We start from the raw sequence: 20,904 nt of genomic DNA, 5'->3' as shown, positions 1-20,904 counted from the left end.
CCCCCTGAGCAGACCATATCCACGAACCTCGTCCGCGTGCCCGCCGGAAAAAGCTTGACCATCCAACACTCCTTGAATCAGAGCGTTGCTACGACCGTATGACTTTGCCTACAAGTTCTGGGGCTTTTCTCACAGCTCGCGGATGGGTTCGCCCGGGTGCGCGCTCGGGCGGGTTCAGTGTCGGTGGGAGCTGAGACGATCTCACTATGAGTAGCCCAGACCAGGCACCACCGCCCGCTCCGGACGATGACGACTACTCTCCGGAGCGCACCCTGGACGAATTGGTCCAGACCGATTTGATCAGGCACACCGACCTGATCGCGGCCGATGACCGCCTCATCGCGCAGGCGCAGGCCCGCCGGATCGAGCACCTGCTGGACCTGCAGGACTGGAGCGAACGGCCCCAGGTGGCGTCCCGGCTGCACGGTAATCCAGAGAACATCCGGACTGCCGACCACATCGCGGCCGCGATGACCGAGGACCAGGCCCGCGCCGCCGCCCACAACCGGTGGGACGACCACCAGGTCGCCCGCCGCACGATTGTGAGCGAAACCGCGTGCCTGACCCGGGTGGCCGAACGTACCATCGACCGGCAGCTGGACGAGGCCCGGTTCCTCTGCTCCTACGCACCGGCGACCTTCGAGGCGTTCTCCAACGGCGAGATCAGCTACCGGCACGCCACCACCCTGCTCGACCAGTTGCGCACGCTGCCCTCAGACGACCACGCGGCGTTCGAGGAAAGGTACTGCCGGAGGCGAAAAGCCTCCCGGTGGGCCTGTTCCGCGACAGGACGCGGCGGTTGCGGGAGAGGCTGCACCCGGAGTCGATCGTGACCCGCAGCACGAACGCCCTGACCGACCGGCGCACCTGCTGGGAAGCCGCGCACGACGGGATGGGCTGGTTGCACTGGTACGGAACCGCCCACCAGACCAAGGCCGCCTACGACCGGATCAACGGCATGGCCGTGCAGGTCCGGCAGCTCGGCGACCCCAGCCCGGCAGACACGACGGATGGCGTTGCCGGCAGCGGCGCAGCATTCGGAATCAGTCACGACACGGCCGAGGACCTCCCTACCCGCACTCTCGATCATCTCCGCGCCGACATCACCGCCGCACTTCTCCTGGACGGCATCACCCCCACCGGGATGGGCGCCGGGATCCGCGGCACGGTCATGGTGACCGTGCCCGTATTCACCCCGCTGGGCCTGAACGAGGAACCCGCCACCCTCGAAGGATATGGGCCCATCTCGCCCGAGGCCCACGGGAGATCGCCGGAAACTGCCCCGGCTTCACCCGGATCCTTACCCACCCGGAAACCGGGGTAGTGCTCTCCCTGGGCAAGACCCAGCACAAAAACACCAAAACCATGAAGAAGTGGCTGCGGGTACGCGACGAAACCTGCCGATTCCCGGGCTGCTCCCACCCGGCGGTGAAAAGCGACGTCGATCACACCGACGACTGGGCCGGCGGCGGCCGAACCGACAGCGACAACCTCGCCCACCTCTGCGAACCCCACCACCGACTCAAACACCTCTCCCAATGGCGAGTGACCCAGGAACCCGGCGGCATCCTGCTCTGGACCTCACCCGGGAAACGCAGCTACCGCACCGACCCCGCCACCCCGATGGGACCACCCCGACCCCAACCACCGGTCGTCGAACCGAAAACGCGGAAGCGACCCGCCGACGACACCTACCTAGTGCCCAGGCACCGGCCGACCCGGCAGCCGACACCACCGGCACCCGACAACCCGCCGTTCTGACGGAGGAATCAACAGCTCCTTCCGAATTGCGTGAACCCTCAAACGTCGAATCGGAGGTTGGCGCGCCGGCCGGACCCATCAGCTTCGTGCGCAGGCGCGAGATCGAGGCCGTGCACCGCGAAGTCGAGTCCAACACGGGCGACCGCACCCGCACCCTCATCGGAGTGCGGAAGTACCGCGAGGCCCTGTTTACGAACTACTTCCGTGCACGTCCGCCATTCGTTGTCACCTGGCCGGACAACCTCTAGATCCCCGCCGACGCCGACTATCGCAGCTACTGGCGCTCTCCGGCTCCCGACGATCATCGCTACCGGTATCGGTGCGCAAACGGACAGGACGGGCAGCCGGACGGCAGCGATGCATCAGAGAAGACCGGGCGCCTGTTCAGCTGGGTGAACGCGTCGGCCATGGATTCCGGCTACATCGTCTTCGCCGGGCTCGGGGTGACGGCCTCGGTAGACCTGGTCGCCGAGAGCCGGTGGTGGTTCCTGCCCGCCGGTCCGATCGGGTTCGCGGCATTCTGCTACAACTTTGGGCGTTGATCGTCGGCGTAGTTCCCAGCATCACCCTGACCACCTGAACGGCGCTCTAGCCGGTCACGCCCAGAATGGCATCGGTGAGGGCCTGCGGGTCGTCGATCGGGCCGCTGTACTGGCTCCCGTCGATCAGCACGGTGGGCGTGCCCTGGATCGACGAGAGCTCGGCGCCGGGGATCGGACCGGTGAGAGCGTCATCCGTATTCTGCTGCGACCAGGCGTGATACTGCTCGCCGGTGACGCAGTCAGCGATCGACCCGCTGCCGCCGGACAACGCCGTGAGTTCGTCGTCGCTGAGTCCGGTCGTGCCCTCGGCCGGCTGGTTCGCGAACAGCGCCGCCAGGTAGTCGAGGGTGGACTCCGGGTTGATCGCGGCCTCGCAGGTCAGTGCGGCGGAGGCCCGCGTGGAGTACTCGGTGCCCTGTGACGCCTGGTCGAGGAAGGTGAGCGAGTGCAGTCGCAGGGTGATGGTGCCGTCGTCAACCAGGGCCGCCAGGGTGTCGCCATTGGCGATGTCGAACTGGCCGCAGTACGGGCACATCGGGTCGATGTAGAGGTCGACGACCGTGACCCCGGTACCCACCATCAGGAACCCGTCATCGAAATACGCGGCGCCGGTCTGGCCGGTCGCCTCCTCGGACGACGTTGCCGACTCTGATGACGTCACCGACGAGGTGGCGCCTGCGACGGCGGTGACGAACGCACCCATCGCCGCCGTGAAGAACACGAGCGTCACGAGCAAGAGCGCCGTGAAGCCGATGCTCACGTACCCGAGCACGAGCCCGGCGATGGCCATGCCCTTCCCCGCCTCGCCGGTGCGCCTGATCTGGCCGATCGCGATGTGCCCGGTGATCACGGCTGCGATGGAGCAGCAGAATCCGGTCACCAGCGCCACGATCGCCAGGGTGTTCGTACGCGGAGCCACGGGACCGTAGTACGGGGTGGTGGGCGGAACCTTGTACGGAACCGGCACACCCGGCCGGTCCCCCAGGTCACCGGCGGGGTACTCCCCAATGCTTCCGTCAGTGCGTTCCGTCATGTTCTCCCCCTCGTGAATCCGGTCCCGGGCGATGTTCCCGGCACCGGCATTACGTGCTGCTCGAGCCGAAGATGCTGTTCGAGCTGATGATGCTGTTCAAACCGATGGCGCGGCTCTTCAGGCGGATGGCGCCGTCTGGGCGATGCGGCCGAGGAGTCCGTTGACAAAGCCGGCGGAGTCATCGGTCGAGAGCACCTTGGCCGCCTCGACGGCCTCGTCGATCGCGACGGCGTGCGGCACGGCGTCGTTGTACAGGATCTCCCAGATGCCGATGCGCAGGATGGCCCGGTCGATCGTGGGCATCCGCGAGAGCGTCCAGCCCTGCGAGTACGTCTCGATCAGTTCGTCGATCTCCTCGCGGTGGTCGACGACCCCGTCAACGATGTCGCGGGCGTAGAGCCAGGACACCATGCGGGCCGGTTCGTTGGCGGCTCGCTCGGCCTCCATGGCCAGCGACTGGGGAATCGTGGTCTGGCGGATGTCGGCGGCGTACAGGATGTCGATGGCGCGCTTGCGCGCCTTGGTCCGGGCGCTCACTAGTTGACGCGGCCGAGGTAGTCACCGTTGCGGGTGTCGACCTTGACCTTGGTGCCCTGCTCGAGGAACAGCGGCACCTGGATCTGGTAGCCGGTTTCAACGGTGGCGGGCTTGGTGCCGCCGGTGGAGCGGTCGCCCTGCAGGCCCGGCTCGGTGTAGGTGATCTCGAGGACGACGGAGGCCGGCAGCTCGACGTAGAGCGGGTTGCCGTCGTGCAGTGCGACGGTCACAGCCTGGTTCTCGAGCATGAAGTTGGCAGCGTCGCCGACGACCGCGGCGGAGACCGTGAGCTGGTCGTAGTCCGAAACGTCCATGAAGACGTAGGATTCACCATCCGCGTAGAGGTACTGGAAGTCGCGACGGTCAACATTCTCGGTCTCGATCTTGGCGCCGGCATTGAAGGTGCGGTCGACGGTCTTGCCCGTGACGACGTTCTTCAGCTTGGTGCGCACGAACGCGCCACCCTTGCCGGGCTTGACGTGCTGGAATTCGATGACGGCCCACAGCTGCTTGTCGATGTTGAGGACGACGCCATTTCTAATGTCGGCGGTAGATGCCATGAAGAGGTGTTCCGTTCGATTCAATTGGGAAGGTGCGCGGCCAAAGGCCTCAGACGAGTGTAGCCGACACGCCGCGCCCGATCGATTCCGGTTGCTGGATGGTGGGCGCGGATGGTGGGCGCGGGTGGTGGGCAGCTCAGGCCAGGCGCACGATGTGGTCGAGGGCCAGGCGGTAGGAGTCGAAGCCGAAACCTGCGATGACGCCGGTCGCCACAGCGCTGACCACGCTGGTGTGCCGAAAGGTCTCGCGGGCGTGCGGGTTGGAGATGTGCACCTCGACGAGCGGGATGCCGGCTTTGGTGACCAGGGCCGCGGCATCCCGCAGCGCGTAGCTGTAATGCGTGAACGCGGCGGGGTTGAGTACCACCGGCGTTTTCGTGTCCACGGCCTCGTAGAGCCAATGGATGAGTTCGGCCTCGTCGTCGGTCTGGCGCACGTCCACGGTGACGTCCTGCGGTGCGGCTTCGGTGAGCAGCACCCGCAGGTCGTCGAGGTTGGCGGAGCCGTAAACGTCGGGCTCCCGGCTGCCGAGACGTCCAAGGTTCGGGCCGTTGAGAACGAGGACTGTGCGCATGGACCCAGCCTAGGCCCGGCCGGGAGGCTGCAACGGCTCCCGGCCGAGGCCAATGGTTCTTCAGCGTTCTGAGTCAGAGCCAATCACTACTGCTGTGCGACGGGCGTGCTGACCTCGGCGTCCTGGCGCTCGATAACCATCATGAAGACGCGATAGAGCACCAGACCGAGAGCGGCGACTCCGGTAAGAATCAACAACACCGAACCGTAAGAGGACGCCTGGCCGGTGCCCGCGATGCCGCCCAAAAGCTCAGGCTTCAGCTTCATCAGCGCTGCCGTGTAGGCGATGCCGACCGGCACGGCGATGTTGATCGTGAGGTTGTAGAAGCCGATGGCGATACCGGAGTTCTCGACCGGTACGCGCATGATGGCGGTCGACACGAGCGGGCCGTACATCAACGCAAAGCCCATGCCGAACAACATCATCGAGATCACGAAGATCCCGATCCACTGGCCCACGAACAGAGCCGGGATCAGCAACGAGGCGATGATCACAATCAACGCGATGGTGATGGCCTGCTTGGACGGGAGGAACTTGGCGATCTTGCCGGTGGCCGAGCCGACGATGACCGCGGCGACATAACCGGGGACCAGCAGCAGGGAGATCTCGCCGAGGTTATAGCCGTAAACGTCGGAGATCAGGAACGAGAACATGAAGGTGTAGCCCAGCTGGACCGAATAGGTGACGAACACCACGATGATCATGAGCGAATACTGAGCGTTGGCGAAGAACGCGCTGGTGATCACGGCGTTGTCATGCGTTCGGATGTGCCAGATAAAGAGAATCAGGCCTACAGCGACCGGCAACAGGTACCAGGAATTGAAGTTCTGCATGAACAGGATCAGCCCGGTCGCGAACACCGAGATCAAAAAGAGCCCGAATACGTCCACACGGCTGGTGCCCGTTGCTTCCGCGGGGACCGTTCGCAACACGACCGGGATGGCCAGCAGGGACAACAGCGTGACCAGGAAGAAGGCCGCCCAGCCGATGTAGGTGGCGATGAAGCCGCTGCCGACGGCGCCGATGAGCAACGACAACTGGAAGGCCGCGGTGCTAAAGCCCAGGTACTTCTTTTGCTCGTCGCCCCTGAAATGCTTGGTGACGTAGATCACGTAAAGGGTCTCGGCGGCGGCCAAGCCGGCGCTCTGAATCAGACGGCCGACTAGGACCAGCCAGAAGTTGGTCTGAAAGACGAAGCCGACGATCGACCCGATCGTCATCAAAATGATTGCGAAGATGATGAGTTTCCGGATGCTGATCGAGTCGGCTAGCGCCGCGTAGACCACGGCGCCGATGCCGATCAGGACGCCGGCCAGAGTGGCCTGCAGGCTGACGGTGTTGACCGGGAGGTTGAGACTCTCCGCCAACGCCGGCGACATGAACTTGAAGCCGTTGTCCAGCACCAAAGAGAACACGAAGAGGGACAGCAGGATGGGGACGGCCCGGCTCGGCTTGAGGACCTGGGCGAGAGCCGTGGAGTGGGTTGCGGTGCTCATCAGGCCAGGTCCAATGCGATCTCGATCATTGCGGTGAAGGCGGTCTGCCGTTCCTCGGGGGTGGTCTTGACGTCTGAGCCGATCTTGTCGCTGACGGTGAAGATGCCCAGGGCATCGACGCCCGCGGCAGCGGCGTTGGCGAACAGACCTGCCGACTCCATCTCGACGGCCAGGATGCCCATCTTCATCCACCTGCCCAGGGCGTCGGGATCGGCGCCGTAGAACACGTCTGACGAGAGCACGTTGCCCACGTGGGTGCGTTGACCGCGCTCATCGGCGACCCGCTTGGCCTTCTCCAGTAGCCGGTAGGACGACAGTGGCGCCCATTGGCCGGGCAGGTCGAACTGTTGCAGGTAGTTGGAGTCGGTGGAGGCGCCCTGGGCGATGACCACGTCGTAGAGCTCCATGTTCTCCTGCATTGCGCCGCAGGTGCCCACACGAATCAGGTTCTTGACCCCGAAGTGGTGGATCAGTTCGTAGCTGTAGAGGGAGATGGAGGGAATGCCCATTCCCGTGCCCATGACGGACACCGGGCGGCCCTGGTACGTGCCCGTGAAGCCCAGCATGTTGCGAACCTCGTTGAAGCAGCGGATGTCGTCGAAGTAGGTCTCGGCGATGAACTTGGCTCGCAGCGGGTCGCCGGGAAGGAGGATCGTCTCGGCAATGTCCACCCCCTTCGGATCAATGTGGGGTGTGCTGGTCATGGTGGTTGAACTCATGTGGGCTCCTTTGCCTGGACTGCTGTGTCTCGACTGCAGTATGAGGTTATACCTCTGCGGGCACATGTCAAACGTGATAGCGTCGGGCACACAAGGAGGTCTCGTGACGACCCGTCTGGAATCCCACTCGTTTTTGCAAGAGCAACTCCAGCTCGCCGTCGGCCAGCCGATTCGAGTCGCCGTCTACACGCGGCTCGCCGAAGGGATCCGCTCCGGTGTGTTCCGGCTCGGCGAGATGCTGCCGAGGGAAACAGAGCTCTCTGCAACACTCGGCGTCAGCCGCACCCCCGTTCGCGAGGCGCTGATGCTCCTCGAAGAAGACGGGCTGCTGGTCACCCGCCGCGGTGTCGGGCGATTCGTCACGGACACCATCCCGCACGGCGGACTCGAGCAGCTTCGGCCGTTCGAGGTCGCCCTGGCCGACCCGAACACGACCATCACCGTGCAGCCGGCGCGCTTCGAGTTGGAAGGGGTCACCGACTTCGTGTCCAACAGGCTCGCGCTCGACCCGGCTGCGAACGCGTGGATCCGCGAGAGCGTCCTGCTGCATGACGGCCGTCCCATTGCCACAGTTCAGGAACACCTCCCTGCGGGGCGCTACCTCAGCGATGTGAGCGCGCGGATCGCATCCGAACTCATGGAGGTCGCCGCCGAACCCCGAACGCTCCTCGCATCCATGCAGGCCAACGGTCACGTCTTCACAAACGGCGTGTGCCAGATCGTCGCAACCGACGCCGGCCCCACGCGAGCAAAATTGCTGAACATCAAGGCGTCAGCGGCGGTCCTGATCCTCACCCAGACAGCGGAGCACGGCGGAGTGCCGCTCTACGCCGCCAAGTGTGTCGTGGCGCCCGGTCACGGGTCACTGTCGGTCATGCAGCACAACCCGAACTGAAGCAACCGACACTAGGGGCCCTGCGGACCATTGACACGCTGACCTCGCCCCGGTTCGCTGCCTACCCGCTGAACGAATCCATCAGCTCCGAGCGGATGATGAACCGCACCCCGCGCGGAGCCTCGGCCGAGAACCCGCCACCGCGCCCTTTGACGGTGTCGATGAGCAGGGCGGTGTGGCTCCAGTACTCGAACTGTTCGGCGGAGATCCAGAAGTCGATCACCTGTTCAGGTTCCCCCGCCGGGGCGATGTCAAGTCGGCCGAGCAGCACGTCCTGGTCTGAGGTGATGAACTCCCCCGCCGGAAAGCACATCGGCGAACTGCCGTCGCAGCAGCCGCCGGACTGGTGGAACATCAGCGGGCCGTGCTCCTCCCACAGGCTCCGCAGAAGGTCAACGGTGGCCTGCGCCAGCGCAACCCTGGACCGGGTCTCGCCCGGGATGGTGATGGACGCCTCGACCGCGGCCACGACGGGCGCATCCGGTGCTGGCGTGATCAAGTCGGTCATGGGTTCCTCCAACTTCAGCGGGTAGAGCGGTTTGGGGTTCGGGAGGCGGTGCCGGCCAGACAATCTGCGAAGCTGCCCGGCCGGCACCGCCTGTTCGCGGTTAGAAGAAGCCCAGGGCGTCTTCGGAGTAGGACACCAGCAGGTTCTTGGTCTGCTGGTAATGGCCGAGCGCCAGCTTGTTGTTCTCCCGGCCGATTCCCGAGCTCTTGTAGCCGCCGAAAGCCGCTCCAGCCGGGTAGTTGTGGTAGTTGTTCACCCACACGCGTCCGGCGTGCAGGTCGCGGCCTGCACGGTACGCCGTGGTGCCGTTACGCGACCACACCCCGGCGCCGAGGCCGTAGAGGGTGTCGTTGGCGATCGAGATGGCGTCGTCGTAGTCGTCGAAGCTGGTCACCGCGACGACGGGGCCGAAGATCTCCTCCTGGAAGATGCGCATCTTGTTTTGGCCCTCGAAAATGGTCGGCTGCACGTAGTAGCCGCCGCTGAGGTCGCCGCCCAGGTCGGCCTGCTCGCCGCCGAGCAGCAGCTTGGCGCCCTCCTTCTTGCCGATGTCGATGTAGGAGAGGATCTTCTCGAGCTGGTCGTTGCTGGCCTGCGCGCCCACCTGGGTGTCGGTGTCCAGCGGGTTGCCCTGCTTGGCCAGCTTGGTGCGCTCGATGGCGCCGCCCAGGAAGCTGTCGTAGATGGGCTTGTGCAGCAGCGCACGGCTGGGGCAGGTGCACACCTCACCCTGGTTGAAGGCGAAGAGCACGAAGCCTTCCTGCGCCTTGTCGTAGTAGCTGTCGTCCTGCTGCGCCACGTCGTCGAAGAAGATGTTGGCGCTCTTGCCGCCCAGCTCCACGGTCGACGGGATGATGTTGGCGCTGGCGTACTGCAGGATCAGCCGGCCCGTGGTGGTCTCACCCGTGAACGCGATCTTGCGGATGCGGTTCGACGAGGCGAGGGGCTTGCCCGCTTCGATGCCGAATCCGTTGACGATGTTGAGCACCCCGGGCGGCAGGATGTCGCCGATCAGTTCGATCAGCACCAGGATCGACGCGGGGGTCTGCTCCGCGGGCTTGAGGACGACCGCGTTCCCGGCGGCGAGGGCCGGCGCGAGCTTCCAGACCGCCATCAGGATCGGGAAGTTCCAGGGGATGATCTGCCCGACCACGCCCAGCGGCTCGTGGAACTGGTACGACATGGTGTCGTTGTCGAGTTCGGCGTGATCGCCGTCCTGGGCGCGGATGGCGGAGGCGAAGTACCTGAAGTGGTCGGCGGCCAGCGGCAGGTCGGCGTTCAACGGCTCCCTGATGGGCTTGCCGTTGTCCCAGGTTTCGGCGACCGCGAGCAGTTCGCGGTTCGCGTCGATGACATCCGCGATCTTGTTGAGCACGGCGGCTCGGTGAGTGGCTGTGGTCTTGCCCCACGCCGGTGCGGCCTTGTGCGCTGCGTCAAGGGCCAGGTCGATGTCTTCGTGGGTACTGCGTGCGACTTCGGTGAACGGTTTGCCGTTGACCGGGGAGATGTCCTCGAAGTACTGGCCCTTCACGGGCGGCACCCATTCGCCTCCGATCCAGTTCTCGTAGCGGGGCTTGAAGGTGACTTTCGCATCCGGCGTGCCGGGGACGGCGTAAACGGTCATTTCACTCCTTGTTCGACGGCTCTGTCGATGGTTGCCGCGTCGTCGCGGTCCATGGAGGGAGCCTACGAAGGCAGAGGTTGCGAAAAGTTGCGGTGGCTTGAAGTGCGGCCTGGTGGGCGAGGTCATCCTCCGGTTTGCTTCGGTCACCCTCTGGGCGGATGCCCTGTATGCCCGGCATGCCTAGCGTTGGTGAGATGGAAACCCTGGAGACTTCACGCATCGTCGAGCCGGCGCACTCGCGCAGCGGCTGGTGGCACGCCGACACCCGGTCGTCGGCGCTGCGGGCCGCCGTCCTGGTTATCGTCGGAGGGGTGCTGATCGGCGGGCTGACCAGTTTCGCGCAGCAGTACCTGCCACCCTCGGTCAATTCGCTCAGCAATTCGGCCGGTGGCTGGACGATGTTCAGTTTCCTGATTGTCTGGCTCAGCCGCGCCCGGCCGCTGCTCGCGGGCTTCCTCGGCATCGTGGTCTTCCAGCTTCTCGTCGAGTCCTACAGCGTGGTGGCCGAGTGGAGAGGGTTCGACGACGGCGATCCGTTCACCTCGATCTGGACCATCGTGGGCCTCGTCGCCGGGCCCCTGCTGGGCGTTGCCGCCAGCCTGGTCCGTTATGCCCCACCGGTGTGGCGCGCACTGGCGGTCACGCCGCTGAGTGCTGTTCTGCTGGGCGAGGGCATCTGGGCGCTCAACACCATCGCAGACACCACGAGCCCGGTCTATTGGACGCTCGAGATCGTGCTGTCGGTCGTCGTCCTGCTGGCGGCGATCCTTCACTGCGGGCTCACACACCGGTACATCTCGCTGGTGGTCAGCGTGTGGCTCGTGGGAACTCTCACCTTCGTGGGAATGCTCGTGTTCATCCTGAACTGACGGCTGGCCCTCACAGCGACTACGCGCAGAGCTCGGCCTCGATGCGGGCGAGATTCGCCACCACGGCGGCGCGCTGGGGCGACCGGGCGGGCAGGAGTTCGAGGCAGGCCTGCCACACCTCCGTGTCCCAGGCGGCGTCCTCGGTGCGGGCGTAGTCGAGCAGCACCTCCACCGAGGCATCGCTGAGCAGGGTCTGGCGCAGGCGCCGGCCCACCTCGAGACGGATCTCCGCGACACCCGGCGCCGCGGAGCCCGGCAGCACGGTTCCCCGGTAGGCCGCCAGGGCCATCCGGTGGGCACCGCGGGCGAGCAGACGAAGGACCCGGCCGGCATCCGTGTCGACGCTGGTCTCCAGGCGGTACGGGCGTGAGCCGATCCGCAGCTGCGGATGGCTGACCGTGAGCGCCCGGCGTAGCCGCACCATCTCGGCGCGCAGGTTCTCGACGGCGTGCGGCTGCTCGTCGCTGAGGAGGCCGGCGAGCCTGTCGGCGGATAGGCCTTGCCGGTGCCAGGCGAGCAGGAGCAGGATCTCGGCGTGCCGGGGACTGAGGTCGGTGCTGTGCCGGGTGCCGGGCACCGGAGCGCCGAACCCTCCCGGGGTGCTCGCGGGTGTGGCCCCGTGCAGGGCGCCGTGGTCGGAGCCCAGCACGTTCAGCAGAATTCCGGGCGCGGTGAAGCCCGACGGTCGTGCCGGTGCCGGCCGCGGAGCGCTCAGGCTCTGGATGCGCAGCTCCGCCTCGAGCGCGGCGACGGCGGCCTCCACGAGCGGCAGGGTCTGCGGGGCCACGGCCGCGTCTCCCCCGGTGATGTCGATGACGCCGAGCACCGCCCCGGTGACCGGGTCGTGGATGGGCACGGCGGTGCAGCTGAAGGGGTGAGCCAGCTGGTTGAAATGTTCGGCGCGCTGGATCTGGATGCCATGATCCAGCGCCAACGCGGTGCCGGGCGCGCTCGTGCCGACCCGGGCCTCAGACCAGTCGGCGCCGACCACGAAGTACATGTCTTCGGCGCGGGTGCGCACTGAACTGTCGCCGTCGATCCAGAGCAGCCGGCCAGACTCATCGGCCACCGCCACGATCAGCCCGAATTCGGACGCGTGCCGCACGAGGAGGGTGTTGATCACCGGCAGCACCGCGGCGAGCGGGTTCCGGGCGCGCAGCCGTTCGAGCTCGTCTGCGCTCAACGTCGGAGCGGCCTGTGCCGTCAACGGGTCCAGGCGAAGTGAGATCGACCGCTGCCAGGATTCCCGCACCAGTCGGCGCACCCCGGCCTGCACTGCACCGGAGCGCAGGTCTGTTCGGTCACCGATGGCGGCCTCATGCAGACGTTCCTGCCGGGAGAACGTACCCAGAGGTGAATCGGCAGGAGTTATCGTCCACGGACTGCTCACAACACCTCCGATCAGCGCTGGTCGTAGGCGACCTGCGCTTGGCGGCTGGTCGGGTGCTTCATTCTAGGCGAAGTCGGCCGGAACTGTGCCGTGCACGCAGCGCGGTGAACCGCGGACGCGAACGCTCAGGGCTGCGGCATGACCGGTCGGTCTCCTTCGCGCAGCCAGTCGTCGAAGAAGGTGTCGAGCTGTTGGCCTGAGCTCTCTTCCATCACGGCTTCAAAGTCCTCGGTGGTGGCAGTCGAGTCGTTGTATCGGGTCAGCCACAGGCGGGCGCCGGCGAAGAATGCGTCGTCGCCGATCTCCGCACGCAGCGCGTGCAAGGCGGCCGCTCCCCGCTGGTAGACCGGGCTATCGAACAGACCGTCGCGACCCGGGTCTGCGATGTTGAGCGTCCAGCCGTTGTCCGCGTCCAGCTCTGCCACCGTGTCGGCGAACTCGTCGGCAACGTCTGCAGTGCCTTGGTGCTCGGCCCACAACCACTCGACATAGGTCGCCCAGCCTTCGTTCAGCCAGATGTCCTTCCAATCGGCCGGGGAAACCGCGTTGCCGAACCACTGGTGCCCCAGTTCGTGCACCACCGTCAATTCGTTCGCGACCTCGGAGTACACCGGACGGGTCTGGGTCTCCAGGGCATAGTCGACAGAGTCGTCATCGACGATCGCGCCGAACGCCTCGAACGGGTACGGCCCGAACTGGTCCTGGAGGAACGCGATCATCTGAGGTTGCAGCGCGAGGGACGCCGTCGTTTCGGCAAGGTCCTCCCCCGTCACGCCATCGTCGATGGCATTGATGATCGGCAGACCGCCAGGACCCTCGTCGCGAGAAACGGCATAGTCACCGACGCTCGCCGTCGACAGGTAGCTGGCCATCGGGTCCGAGGCCCGCCAGTTCCAGGTCGTCCACCCTGCCCTGGTCTTGGGCTTTCCGGCCGGCAGCCCGTTCGCCACCGCTGTCTTGCCGGCCGGCACCGTGAGGCGGAACGTGTATGTCGCCTTGTCCTGCGGGTCGTCGTTGACCGGATACCAGGTTGCCGCGCCGTCGGGCTCGTTGACCACCATCGCGCCATCAGCAGTGGTAACCCACCCGTAGAGGGCACCGGTGGTGTCCAGCGGCTGCCCGGTGGCACCGCCGTAATCGATCACGATGGTCGTCGTCTGCCCTGCTTTGAGCTTAGGCCGCAGCCCGACGGTGAGTTCCCAGATACGGTTCACGTCGTCCTGCTGCTGTGACCACTCGGCGTTGTCTCCGCCATGTGACTTCCCGTGTGCCGCGGCCTTGCCGTCCACCCGGACGGATGCGACGTCGAGGCCGCGCAGGTCGAAGTTGAGCGACTGCAGATCCTGTGTCGCGCGGAGTGTGATGGTCGCGACGCCGCTGAGGCGGCCGGTGAGCACCGCGGGATCCGCCGGTGGCTCGTAGCGGAGGGCAAGTTCGTAGTCCTGGACGTCATACCCGCCGTTGCCGGCGTAGGGAAAGTACGTGTCGCCGGTTCCGGCAGCGCCGGCCGAGTAGCGCGGCCCGCCCTTCCCGGAGGAGGCCGGCGCCGTTCCACTGAAAGCGCTGAACCCGATCGTTGCCGGAGCGGCCGCTGCACTAGTCCTCTGCGTGGCGGCGGACGAGACGGGGGACACTGCTGTCGCATTCCCACAGGCAGCCAGGGCGAACACCGACAGGCACCCCAATGCGATGGTGTGGAGCTTTCTCAATGACTGCACGGGACATCTCCTTCGATGGGCGTGGCGAGGGGTTCAGTCGGGGAATCCACACCGTAGTGCTGCTTCCGGGAAACGGCAACGGCCCGCGTTGACTCATATAAAGCCTCCGCCTCGTGGTGTCGGTTTCCCATCTGGACGACGCGGTGCCCGGTTTCGTGGAGATCGACCGCCGCCCAGAGGCGACCTGCGCTCAGCGGCCGGTCGGGTGCGTCATTTCAGGCATGTCGGCCGGAAAGGGTGGGACCGGCTGTACCGACCCGGAACACTGATCCGTGGCGGTACCGTTGAGGGCAGTTCCTGCGACAAGGAGGTCCCCGATGATCCTTCCGACGGTCCGCGACCCTCGCTTCATCACGATCCGTCGCGGTGGGAACCTCACCGATTCCGATCACCGGCTGCTCGCGCTCTGGGCGGCTTCGTGCGCGGAGCATGTGCTGGGTCTCTTCGAGGCCGCACGGCCGGAAGACCCTCGCCCACGTCAGGCGATAGCGGCCGCCCGCGGATGGGTTCGCGGCGAGATCCCCATGATGGAGGCACGCGCGGCGGGCGGGCATGCGATGGGTGCGGCCAGAGACCTTCGTGGGGCGGCTCGCCATGCCGCATACGCTGCCGGGCAGGCCGGTGCGGTTGCGCACGTTGCTGCGCACGAGCTCGGTGCGGCCGCATACGCGATCAAGGCCGCCCGTGCGGCCGTCCCGGCAGACGAAGGCATCGCCGCAGGACGACTGGAGTGTCGCTGGCAACGCGAGCAGCTCCCGGAAGCGATACGGCCTCTGGTGCTGGACGACCAGCGGCTGCGCAACGACATCTGCTGGTCGGTGTTCGACGGCTGAGCACGACCGCTAGGAGCCGATCTCCTGGTAGGCGGCGAACAGCAGCGACGCATCCGGGCCCTCGAGCACCGTGGGCTTGCCGATGTCGTCGAGCACGATGAAGCGCAACATGCCGCTGCGGGTCTTCTTGTCACGCTGCATGGTGGCCAGCAGGGTAGGCCATCGGCCCACCGGATAGGTCGTCGGTAGGGTCAGCGACTCCAGGATGCGGCGGTGCCGGTCGACGGCCTCGTCGGAGAGCCGGCCGCTGAGCCTGGCAAGTTCGGCGGCGAACATCATGCCGACGGCGACGGCGGCGCCGTGGCGCCAGCCGTAGCGTTCAGCGTGCTCGACGGCGTGGCCGAGGGTGTGCCCGTAGTTGAGGATTTCGCGGAGGCCCGCCTCCTTGAAGTCCGCGCCGACGACGCGGGCCTTCATGGCGATCGAGAGTTCCAGCACCCGGCGGAACTCGGGCGTGGTCGGGTCAGTGACCGCGGCGACGTCCGCTTCGACGATGTCGAGGATCTCCGGGATCTGGATGAACCCGGCCTTCACGATCTCGGCGAAGCCGGCGAGGATCTCGTTGCGGGGCAGGTCGGCGAGGATGTCGAGGTCGCAGACCACGGCGGCCGGGGCGTAGAAGGTGCCGACGAGGTTCTTGCCCTCGGCGGTGTTGATGCCGTTCTTGCCGCCGACGGCAGCGTCGACCATGCCGAGCACGCTGGTGGGAATCTGCACGAGCTTCACGCCGCGCAGCCAGGTCGCCGCGACGAAACCGGCCAGGTCGGTCACGGCGCCGCCGCCGAAGCCGATGACAGCGTCGGTTCGAGTGAAGTCGGCCTGTCCCATCACCTGCCAGCAGAATGCGGCCACCTCGACCCGTTTGGCCGGTTCGGCGTCGGGGACCTCGGCGATGAGTACCTCGTAGCGATCCAGGAGGCTCTCCCGCAGGGCAACGGCGCGGGCGCCGAGGTGAGAGGTGTGCACGATGAGCACCTTCTTGACGGTGTCGCCGAGCTGCTCGGCGAGATCGGCGACGATGCCGCGCCCGATGAGGACCGGGTAGCTGTCGACACCGCTGACGGTGATGGTGGTGGTGCCGGTCTCTTCGGGCTGCATGTCGGTCACGATTGTTCTCTTACCCATTTCACGATATCGGCGGCGATGGCGTCGACCGGCCTGGTCGACGTATCGAAGTGGATGCTGGCCAGCGCCTCGTACAGGGGGCGGCGTTCGTCGTAGATGCGCTGCCACGCGTCCGGTCCCTCGGCCAGGAGCGGACGCTTGGCGTTCCTGGTGCGGTTGCGTACGGCCTCAGCGGTGGTGCTCAGGGAGATCACGGTGCTGTGCCGCAGGTCGGCGCGGGTGGCCGGGTCAAGCACCGCTCCCCCGCCGAGCGAGACCACGGACCGCGTCTGTTGCAACGCGTCGGCGACGGCCGCGCGTTCGAGGGCCCGGAAGTGGCCCTCGCCGTGTGTGGCGAAGATCTCGGTGATCGGACCGTGCTCGGCGACGATCAGTTTGTCGGTGTCCAGGAACGGCACCCGCAGGGTGCGCGCGACCCGGCGGCCGATCTTGGACTTGCCCGACGCCATCGGTCCGATGAACACGAGCGGATACAGCGGGGCGTCCGTGTCCCGGCGCGGCTCCGCGCCTTCCGGCGACACGTCCTCCGGCGACACGCCTTCGAGGCGACCGGGAACCGGCGTGGGTGCGGCCGGCCAGCCGTCGGCGGGACGGGATGCGTCCGGGCTCAGGAACAGCACGCTAGAGCGTGGCGTCGCTGGACGCCCCGGTGCGCAGGTTCGCCGGGATGCTGGCGAGGTAGGAGTCCAGGTTGCGGCGAGTTTCGCCGAGAGAGTCGCCACCGAACTTCTCCAGCACCGAGTTCGCCAGGACCAGCGCCACCATTGCCTCGGCGACGACGCCGGCAGCCGGCACCGCGCAGACATCGGAGCGCTGGTGGTGGGCCGGTGCCGCTTCGCTTGTGGTGATGTCCACGGTGCGGAGCGCGCGCGGGATCGTGGCGATGGGCTTCATACCGGCCCGCACGCGCAACACGGTGCCGGTGCTCATGCCGCCCTCGGTGCCGCCGGCCTTGTCGCTGGCGCGCAGGATCCGGTCATCGACCTGGACGAGTTCGTCGTGCGCGTCCGAGCCTCGGCGGGTGGTGGTGAGGAAGCCGTCGCCGACCTCGACGCCCTTGATCGCCTGGATGCCCATTAACGCCGCGGCGAGCTGAGAATCCAGCCGGCGGTCCCAGTGCACGAAGGAGCCGAGACCCGGCGGGAGGTTGTACGCGAGAACCTCGACAATTCCGCCCAGGGTGTCGCCGTCCTTGTGCGCGGCATCCACTTCGGCCACCATCAGCGCGCTGGTCGCGGCGTCAAAGCAGCGCAGCGGGTCGGCGTCGAGGGCGTCGACGTCGCCAGGACGCGGCAGCGGCGACCCCTCTGGCACACGAACCGGGCCGATCGACAGGGTGTGGCTGACCAGTTCGATGCCGAGGCCGGCGAGGAAGGCACGTGCGACGGCGCCGAGGGCAACGCGGGCCGCTGTCTCCCGGGCACTGGCGCGCTCGAGCACCGGGCGGGCCTCGTCGAAGTCGTACTTCTGCATGCCGACCAGGTCGGCGTGGCCGGGTCGCGGGCGCACCAGGGGTGCGCCTCGGCCGCGGGCGAGCAGGGCGGGGTCGACGGGTTCCGGGCTCATCACCTCGGCCCACTTGGGCCATTCGGTGTTCCCGATCCGCAGCGCCACGGGGCCGCCGAGGGTGAGGCCGTGGCGGACGCCACCGGAGATGTTCAGTTCGTCCTGTTCGAATTTCATGCGCGCACCCCGGCCGTAGCCGAGTTTGCGGCGCGCAAGGTCGAGGCGGATCGCATCTAGTGTGACCGGGATCCCAGCGGGCAAACCCTCGACAATGGCGAGGAGTTCGGGGCCGTGGGACTCTCCGGCGGTGAGCCAACGAAGCATGGTCCCTATCCTTCCACAGCGCGGCCGGGAGCCGTCCCCCCGGCGGCGTCGACCGGCGCGGTGGCGGCGGGTAGCACTGCGCGCATGGCCTCCAGCACGGCGTCCTCGCCGGGAAGCGGCAGGAAGGGATCGTTGGCCAGAAAGATCCGGATCTGCACCACAGCCTGGTGCAGCAGCATCGTGCGGCCGGACAGGGCGCTGCCGCCGGCCACCGCCCATGAATGGGCCAGTGCCGTGGGCCAGGGAGCGTAGCCCACGTCGAAAAGCAGAGTGGTCGCCCGCAATGTGGCCGGGAACTCGTGCTCCAGCGCGGCGTCGCCGGGCATGGTGCTGATCACGAGGTCGGTGACGCGGTCGGTGGCGGCCATGGTGGGCAGGCCTGACACCGTGACGACGAGCCCGAGCTTGCGGCCGAGGTCCAGGAGCGGGTCGGCGCGGGAAGGCGTCCTGGCTATGATGTCCACGGTCTCCGCGCCGAGTTCGGCGGCGGCGGCGAGGGCGGATGCGGCCGTCGCGCCGGCACCGAGCAGGGTAACGTGCGCCGCACGGTCCATGCCGGCCTCGGCCAGGGCACGCACGAGCCCGGGCACATCGGTGTTGTAGCCGGAGAACGGCCGCCGCGCGGCTCCCGTGCCGTCACCCTCCCCCGCCGCTGCGTGGCCGAACCGCACCGTGTTCACGGCACCGGTCAGGGTCGCGACCCGGTCCAGGTCGTCCAGGCGCGGCTGGACCTCGTGCTTGAGCGGCATGGTCAGCGAGAGCCCCAGCCATTCCGGCGTGAGGGCGTCCAGGAAGCCGTCGAGTTCCCCTTCGCCGATCTGGACCGCCGTGTATTCCCAGTTCAGTCCGAGCACCCGGTACGCGGCAGCGTGCAGAGCCGGGGAGAGCGAATGCGCGATCGGCGAACCGAGCACGGCCAGCCGGCGGCGCGGCGCGGCGCGTCCTGCTGCGTCTGTCGGATCAGCCATATTCGGGGTGCTCATCCATCCAGGCCAGCCACTTGGCGACGCCCGCGTCGTGTTCGTCCGCCGTTGTCGAAAAAATGGTCTCTCCGGTATCCAGGTTCCACGTGACGAAGAATAGCCAGGTTCCGTCCGCGGGGTGCAGGGCGGCATCGATGGCCAGGTCGCCAGGGTTGCTGATCGGTCCGACCGGCAGACCGGGGTGCATGTAGGTGTTGTAGGCGTTGTTGGCATCCGCACGCTCGGCGTCGGTCGTCGTGACCAGGTGGGTGTTGCCGGTGCCGTAGGCGACGGTGGCATCGGACTGCAACAGTCCGGATTCCCACTGCGCCGGGTCGAGCCGGTTGTAGAACACCCGGGCCACCTTGAAATAGTCGTCCCGCAGTCCGGCCTCACGCTGGATCAGCGATGCCATCACGATGGTCTTCCACCGATCGGCCGGGGCGACCCCGGCAGTGTCGAGGGCCTCGAACTGGCGATCGACGAGGGTCTTGAGGGCGTCGTGCGCACTCGTCGCGGGCTGGAACGTGTATGTGGCCGGGAACAGGAAGCCTTCGAGGCTGGTGGCCTCGGCCGGGAGCCCGAACCCGGACAGGTCGGCGGCCGCGGCCTGCAAATCCTCGAGCGGGATGTCGGTACCCTCAGACATCGAGGTCAGCACGTCGACCGCAGCGGTTCCTTCCGGGATCACCACGGTGAGGTCCTGGCGGGTGTCCGGGTCCTGCAGGGCCTCGAGTGCAGCCTGGGCGCTCATCTGCGAGGCCAGCTGGTAGGCGCCCGGCTGGAAGACCGGGTCGGTCGACTGGGCGAGGAGAAGGTCGTAGAAGGCGTCGTAGCTCTTCACCACATCCTGGTCCACCAGGGCTTTGGCTATGTCGGAACCGGTGTCGCCGTCGTGGATCATAATGAGCACATCGCCGCTGCCGGAACCCTCGTAGTCCTCGGGGGCCTGGGTGGCGGCGACGAGCTGGCTGATCGGCCCCTGCAGGGCCAGGGCTGCGGCGCCCATCAGCCCGAGAAGGACGAGAATCACGACCAGGCAGCCCCAGCCGCCCTTGCGGGACTTTTTCTCCACCAGCGTCGGGTGGTCGGCGAGCCGCGCACGTCGATTCGCGCGGGAGCTGGGGCGTCCGGCGGCCGCGGGGGCGTCCGGAGCACCCGCGACCTGACCGTCGGACGCGTACGCCGGCTCGGGCACGGAGCCGAAGCCGAGCCCCGCGAAGGGGTTGTGGTCGCCGGCGGGCTGCTCGTCGGCAGGCTGTTGGTCGGCAGGCTGTTGGTCGGCAGGCTGTTGGTCGGCAGGTTCTGCTGCGCTCGCACTCTCCTGCGCCGCCTGCGCGTCCCTGGCCGCCTGGGCTTCCCGCAGGGCCCGGCGGGAGGGCAGCGGCGTGTCGCCAGTGCCGCCCGATAGGTTCGGGGCGGGGTTTTCCGGCGGACTTTTCGCCACGGTCACGGCCTTCCGGTCTGGTCGACGGACGTGCCGGCTGGCTTGCCCGAGGCACGTTCGGTGTCGAGAGCGTGCTGCAGAATAATAGTCGCGGCCACCTGATCGACCACTGGACGTTGGGTGCGGGTGCTGCGCCCGACGCTCCGCAGGGCGGCCTGAGCCGACACCGTCGACAGTCGCTCGTCGACGAGGCGCACCGGCACCGGTACGGTCGCGGCAAGGGTTTCGGCGAAGGTGACGGCGTCATCCGTCGAGGCGGTGTGCCGCCCCGACAGGGCCAGGGGCAGTCCCACGATCACTTCGACGGCATCCAGCTCGGTGACGATCGCGGCGATCCTGGTGAGGTCCGCCGGCACCGTCGCACCCAAGTCCCTCGGCACAGTCTCCACCGGAGTGGCGAGCATGCCGTGGAAATCGCTGCGGGCGACGCCGATCCGCACGGTGCCGACATCGATTCCCACCCGCACTCCCGGTCGCATGG

24 protein-coding genes are annotated in these 20,904 nt (G+C 67.1%); 8 read left to right on the top strand and 16 right to left on the bottom strand.

Annotated features, from left to right (window positions below; all coding sequences use genetic code 11):
- The first annotated feature begins 206 nt into the window (after positions 1-206).
- From E3O42_RS05490 to E3O42_RS18715, 5 genes are all read left to right on the top strand, one after another.
- Entirely contained in the window at positions 207-833 is a 627-nt protein-coding gene (locus E3O42_RS05490; protein ID WP_134452971.1) for a hypothetical protein, read from the top strand.
- Complete coding sequence (locus tag E3O42_RS05485) at positions 830-1,324, top strand: hypothetical protein (protein WP_134452970.1); 495 nt, start codon at positions 830-832, stop codon at positions 1,322-1,324. The genes E3O42_RS05490 and E3O42_RS05485 overlap by 4 nt, the downstream gene beginning before the upstream one ends.
- Before the next feature lie 41 nt (positions 1,325-1,365).
- The gene (locus E3O42_RS05480; protein WP_134452969.1) at positions 1,366-1,761 is read left to right on the top strand and encodes an HNH endonuclease signature motif containing protein; all 396 of its coding nucleotides are present in this window, start codon (positions 1,366-1,368) and stop codon (positions 1,759-1,761) included.
- 26 nt (positions 1,762-1,787) lie between these two features.
- A complete protein-coding gene (locus E3O42_RS05475; protein ID WP_134452968.1) occupies positions 1,788-2,009 on the top strand; it encodes a hypothetical protein in 222 nt (73 codons plus the stop codon).
- Positions 2,010-2,168: 159 nt separating this feature from the next.
- Positions 2,169-2,303, top strand: a complete 135-nt coding sequence (locus E3O42_RS18715) for a hypothetical protein (protein WP_255454959.1) — start codon at positions 2,169-2,171, stop codon at positions 2,301-2,303.
- 46 nt (positions 2,304-2,349) lie between these two features.
- Here E3O42_RS18715 and E3O42_RS05470 read toward each other — a convergent pair whose 3' ends face one another.
- The 6 genes from E3O42_RS05470 to deoD form a co-directional block, all read right to left on the bottom strand.
- Positions 2,350-3,336: a DUF4190 domain-containing protein gene (locus E3O42_RS05470; protein WP_134452967.1), complete on the bottom strand. Its 987-nt coding sequence runs from the start codon at positions 3,334-3,336 to the stop codon at positions 2,350-2,352.
- A 117-nt stretch (positions 3,337-3,453) separates the two neighbouring features.
- Positions 3,454-3,873 (bottom strand): transcription antitermination factor NusB, encoded by a 420-nt coding sequence (nusB, locus tag E3O42_RS05465; RefSeq protein WP_088456290.1) that lies wholly within the window; start codon positions 3,871-3,873, stop codon positions 3,454-3,456.
- A complete protein-coding gene (efp, locus tag E3O42_RS05460; protein ID WP_088456291.1) occupies positions 3,873-4,433 on the bottom strand; it encodes an elongation factor P in 561 nt (186 codons plus the stop codon). Before efp ends, nusB begins: the two co-directional genes overlap by 1 nt.
- A 136-nt stretch (positions 4,434-4,569) precedes the next feature.
- Positions 4,570-5,007 carry a type II 3-dehydroquinate dehydratase gene (gene aroQ / locus E3O42_RS05455; RefSeq protein WP_134452966.1) on the bottom strand — a complete coding sequence of 146 codons (438 nt, stop codon included), beginning with the start codon at positions 5,005-5,007 and terminating at the stop codon, positions 4,570-4,572.
- Positions 5,008-5,093: 86 nt separating this feature from the next.
- Entirely contained in the window at positions 5,094-6,503 is a 1,410-nt protein-coding gene (locus E3O42_RS05450) for an MFS transporter (RefSeq protein ID WP_134452965.1), read from the bottom strand.
- On the bottom strand, positions 6,503-7,222 hold the full coding sequence (deoD, locus tag E3O42_RS05445; protein ID WP_255454958.1) for a purine-nucleoside phosphorylase: 720 nt from the start codon (positions 7,220-7,222) through the stop codon (positions 6,503-6,505). Before deoD ends, E3O42_RS05450 begins: the two co-directional genes overlap by 1 nt.
- 103 nt (positions 7,223-7,325) lie before the next feature.
- Between deoD and E3O42_RS05440 the strand changes: the two genes are divergently transcribed.
- Positions 7,326-8,117 (top strand): GntR family transcriptional regulator, encoded by a 792-nt coding sequence (locus E3O42_RS05440; RefSeq protein ID WP_166787902.1) that lies wholly within the window; start codon positions 7,326-7,328, stop codon positions 8,115-8,117.
- Positions 8,118-8,178: 61 nt separating this feature from the next.
- Here the strand turns inward: E3O42_RS05440 and E3O42_RS05435 are convergent, their stop codons facing one another.
- A complete protein-coding gene (locus E3O42_RS05435) occupies positions 8,179-8,625 on the bottom strand; it encodes a DUF779 domain-containing protein (RefSeq protein WP_134452962.1) in 447 nt (148 codons plus the stop codon).
- A 100-nt stretch (positions 8,626-8,725) separates the two neighbouring features.
- On the bottom strand, positions 8,726-10,249 hold the full coding sequence (gene exaC, locus E3O42_RS05430) for an acetaldehyde dehydrogenase ExaC (RefSeq protein ID WP_134452961.1): 1,524 nt from the start codon (positions 10,247-10,249) through the stop codon (positions 8,726-8,728).
- Between the two features lie 194 nt (positions 10,250-10,443).
- Between exaC and E3O42_RS05425 the strand changes: the two genes are divergently transcribed.
- On the top strand, positions 10,444-11,118 hold the full coding sequence (locus E3O42_RS05425; protein ID WP_134452960.1) for a DUF6518 family protein: 675 nt from the start codon (positions 10,444-10,446) through the stop codon (positions 11,116-11,118).
- Positions 11,119-11,137: 19 nt separating this feature from the next.
- On the opposite strand, the gene E3O42_RS05420 is transcribed toward E3O42_RS05425, so the two are convergent.
- Entirely contained in the window at positions 11,138-12,508 is a 1,371-nt protein-coding gene (locus E3O42_RS05420) for a sigma-54-dependent transcriptional regulator family protein (RefSeq protein ID WP_241984653.1), read from the bottom strand.
- A 125-nt stretch (positions 12,509-12,633) separates the two neighbouring features.
- A complete protein-coding gene (locus tag E3O42_RS05415) occupies positions 12,634-14,142 on the bottom strand; it encodes a M1 family metallopeptidase (RefSeq protein WP_134452959.1) in 1,509 nt (502 codons plus the stop codon).
- A 401-nt stretch (positions 14,143-14,543) separates the two neighbouring features.
- On the opposite strand from E3O42_RS05415, the gene E3O42_RS05410 reads away from it, so the two are divergent.
- Positions 14,544-15,059, top strand: coding sequence for a putative immunity protein (locus tag E3O42_RS05410; RefSeq protein ID WP_134452958.1), 516 nt, complete (start codon positions 14,544-14,546; stop codon positions 15,057-15,059).
- Between the two features lie 9 nt (positions 15,060-15,068).
- On the opposite strand, the gene aroB is transcribed toward E3O42_RS05410, so the two are convergent.
- Genes aroB through ruvX form a run of 6 tightly spaced genes read right to left on the bottom strand, consistent with a single transcriptional unit; the run spans position 15,069 to position 20,902 of the window.
- Positions 15,069-16,157, bottom strand: coding sequence for a 3-dehydroquinate synthase (gene aroB, locus E3O42_RS05405; RefSeq protein ID WP_134452974.1), 1,089 nt, complete (start codon positions 16,155-16,157; stop codon positions 15,069-15,071).
- A gap of 5 nt (positions 16,158-16,162) precedes the next feature.
- Positions 16,163-16,804: a shikimate kinase gene (locus tag E3O42_RS05400; RefSeq protein ID WP_338144927.1), complete on the bottom strand. Its 642-nt coding sequence runs from the start codon at positions 16,802-16,804 to the stop codon at positions 16,163-16,165.
- A gap of 1 nt (position 16,805) precedes the next feature.
- Positions 16,806-18,014 (bottom strand): chorismate synthase, encoded by a 1,209-nt coding sequence (aroC, locus tag E3O42_RS05395; protein WP_134452957.1) that lies wholly within the window; start codon positions 18,012-18,014, stop codon positions 16,806-16,808.
- A gap of 5 nt (positions 18,015-18,019) precedes the next feature.
- Positions 18,020-18,982 carry a shikimate dehydrogenase family protein gene (locus E3O42_RS05390; protein WP_134452956.1) on the bottom strand — a complete coding sequence of 321 codons (963 nt, stop codon included), beginning with the start codon at positions 18,980-18,982 and terminating at the stop codon, positions 18,020-18,022.
- Positions 18,975-20,423 carry an endolytic transglycosylase MltG gene (gene mltG, locus E3O42_RS05385; protein ID WP_241984652.1) on the bottom strand — a complete coding sequence of 483 codons (1,449 nt, stop codon included), beginning with the start codon at positions 20,421-20,423 and terminating at the stop codon, positions 18,975-18,977. The genes E3O42_RS05390 and mltG overlap by 8 nt, the downstream gene beginning before the upstream one ends.
- A 2-nt stretch (positions 20,424-20,425) precedes the next feature.
- Positions 20,426-20,902 carry a Holliday junction resolvase RuvX gene (ruvX, locus tag E3O42_RS05380; protein ID WP_174844224.1) on the bottom strand — a complete coding sequence of 159 codons (477 nt, stop codon included), beginning with the start codon at positions 20,900-20,902 and terminating at the stop codon, positions 20,426-20,428.
- Between the last annotated feature and the right edge of the window lie 2 nt (positions 20,903-20,904).

The organism is Cryobacterium adonitolivorans (assembly GCF_004402695.1).
GTDB classification, from domain to species: Bacteria; Actinomycetota; Actinomycetes; order Actinomycetales; family Microbacteriaceae; genus Cryobacterium; species Cryobacterium adonitolivorans.
The sequence above is the reverse complement of the archived record's forward strand: the minus strand, read 5'-3'. Positions and strand labels throughout refer to the sequence as shown.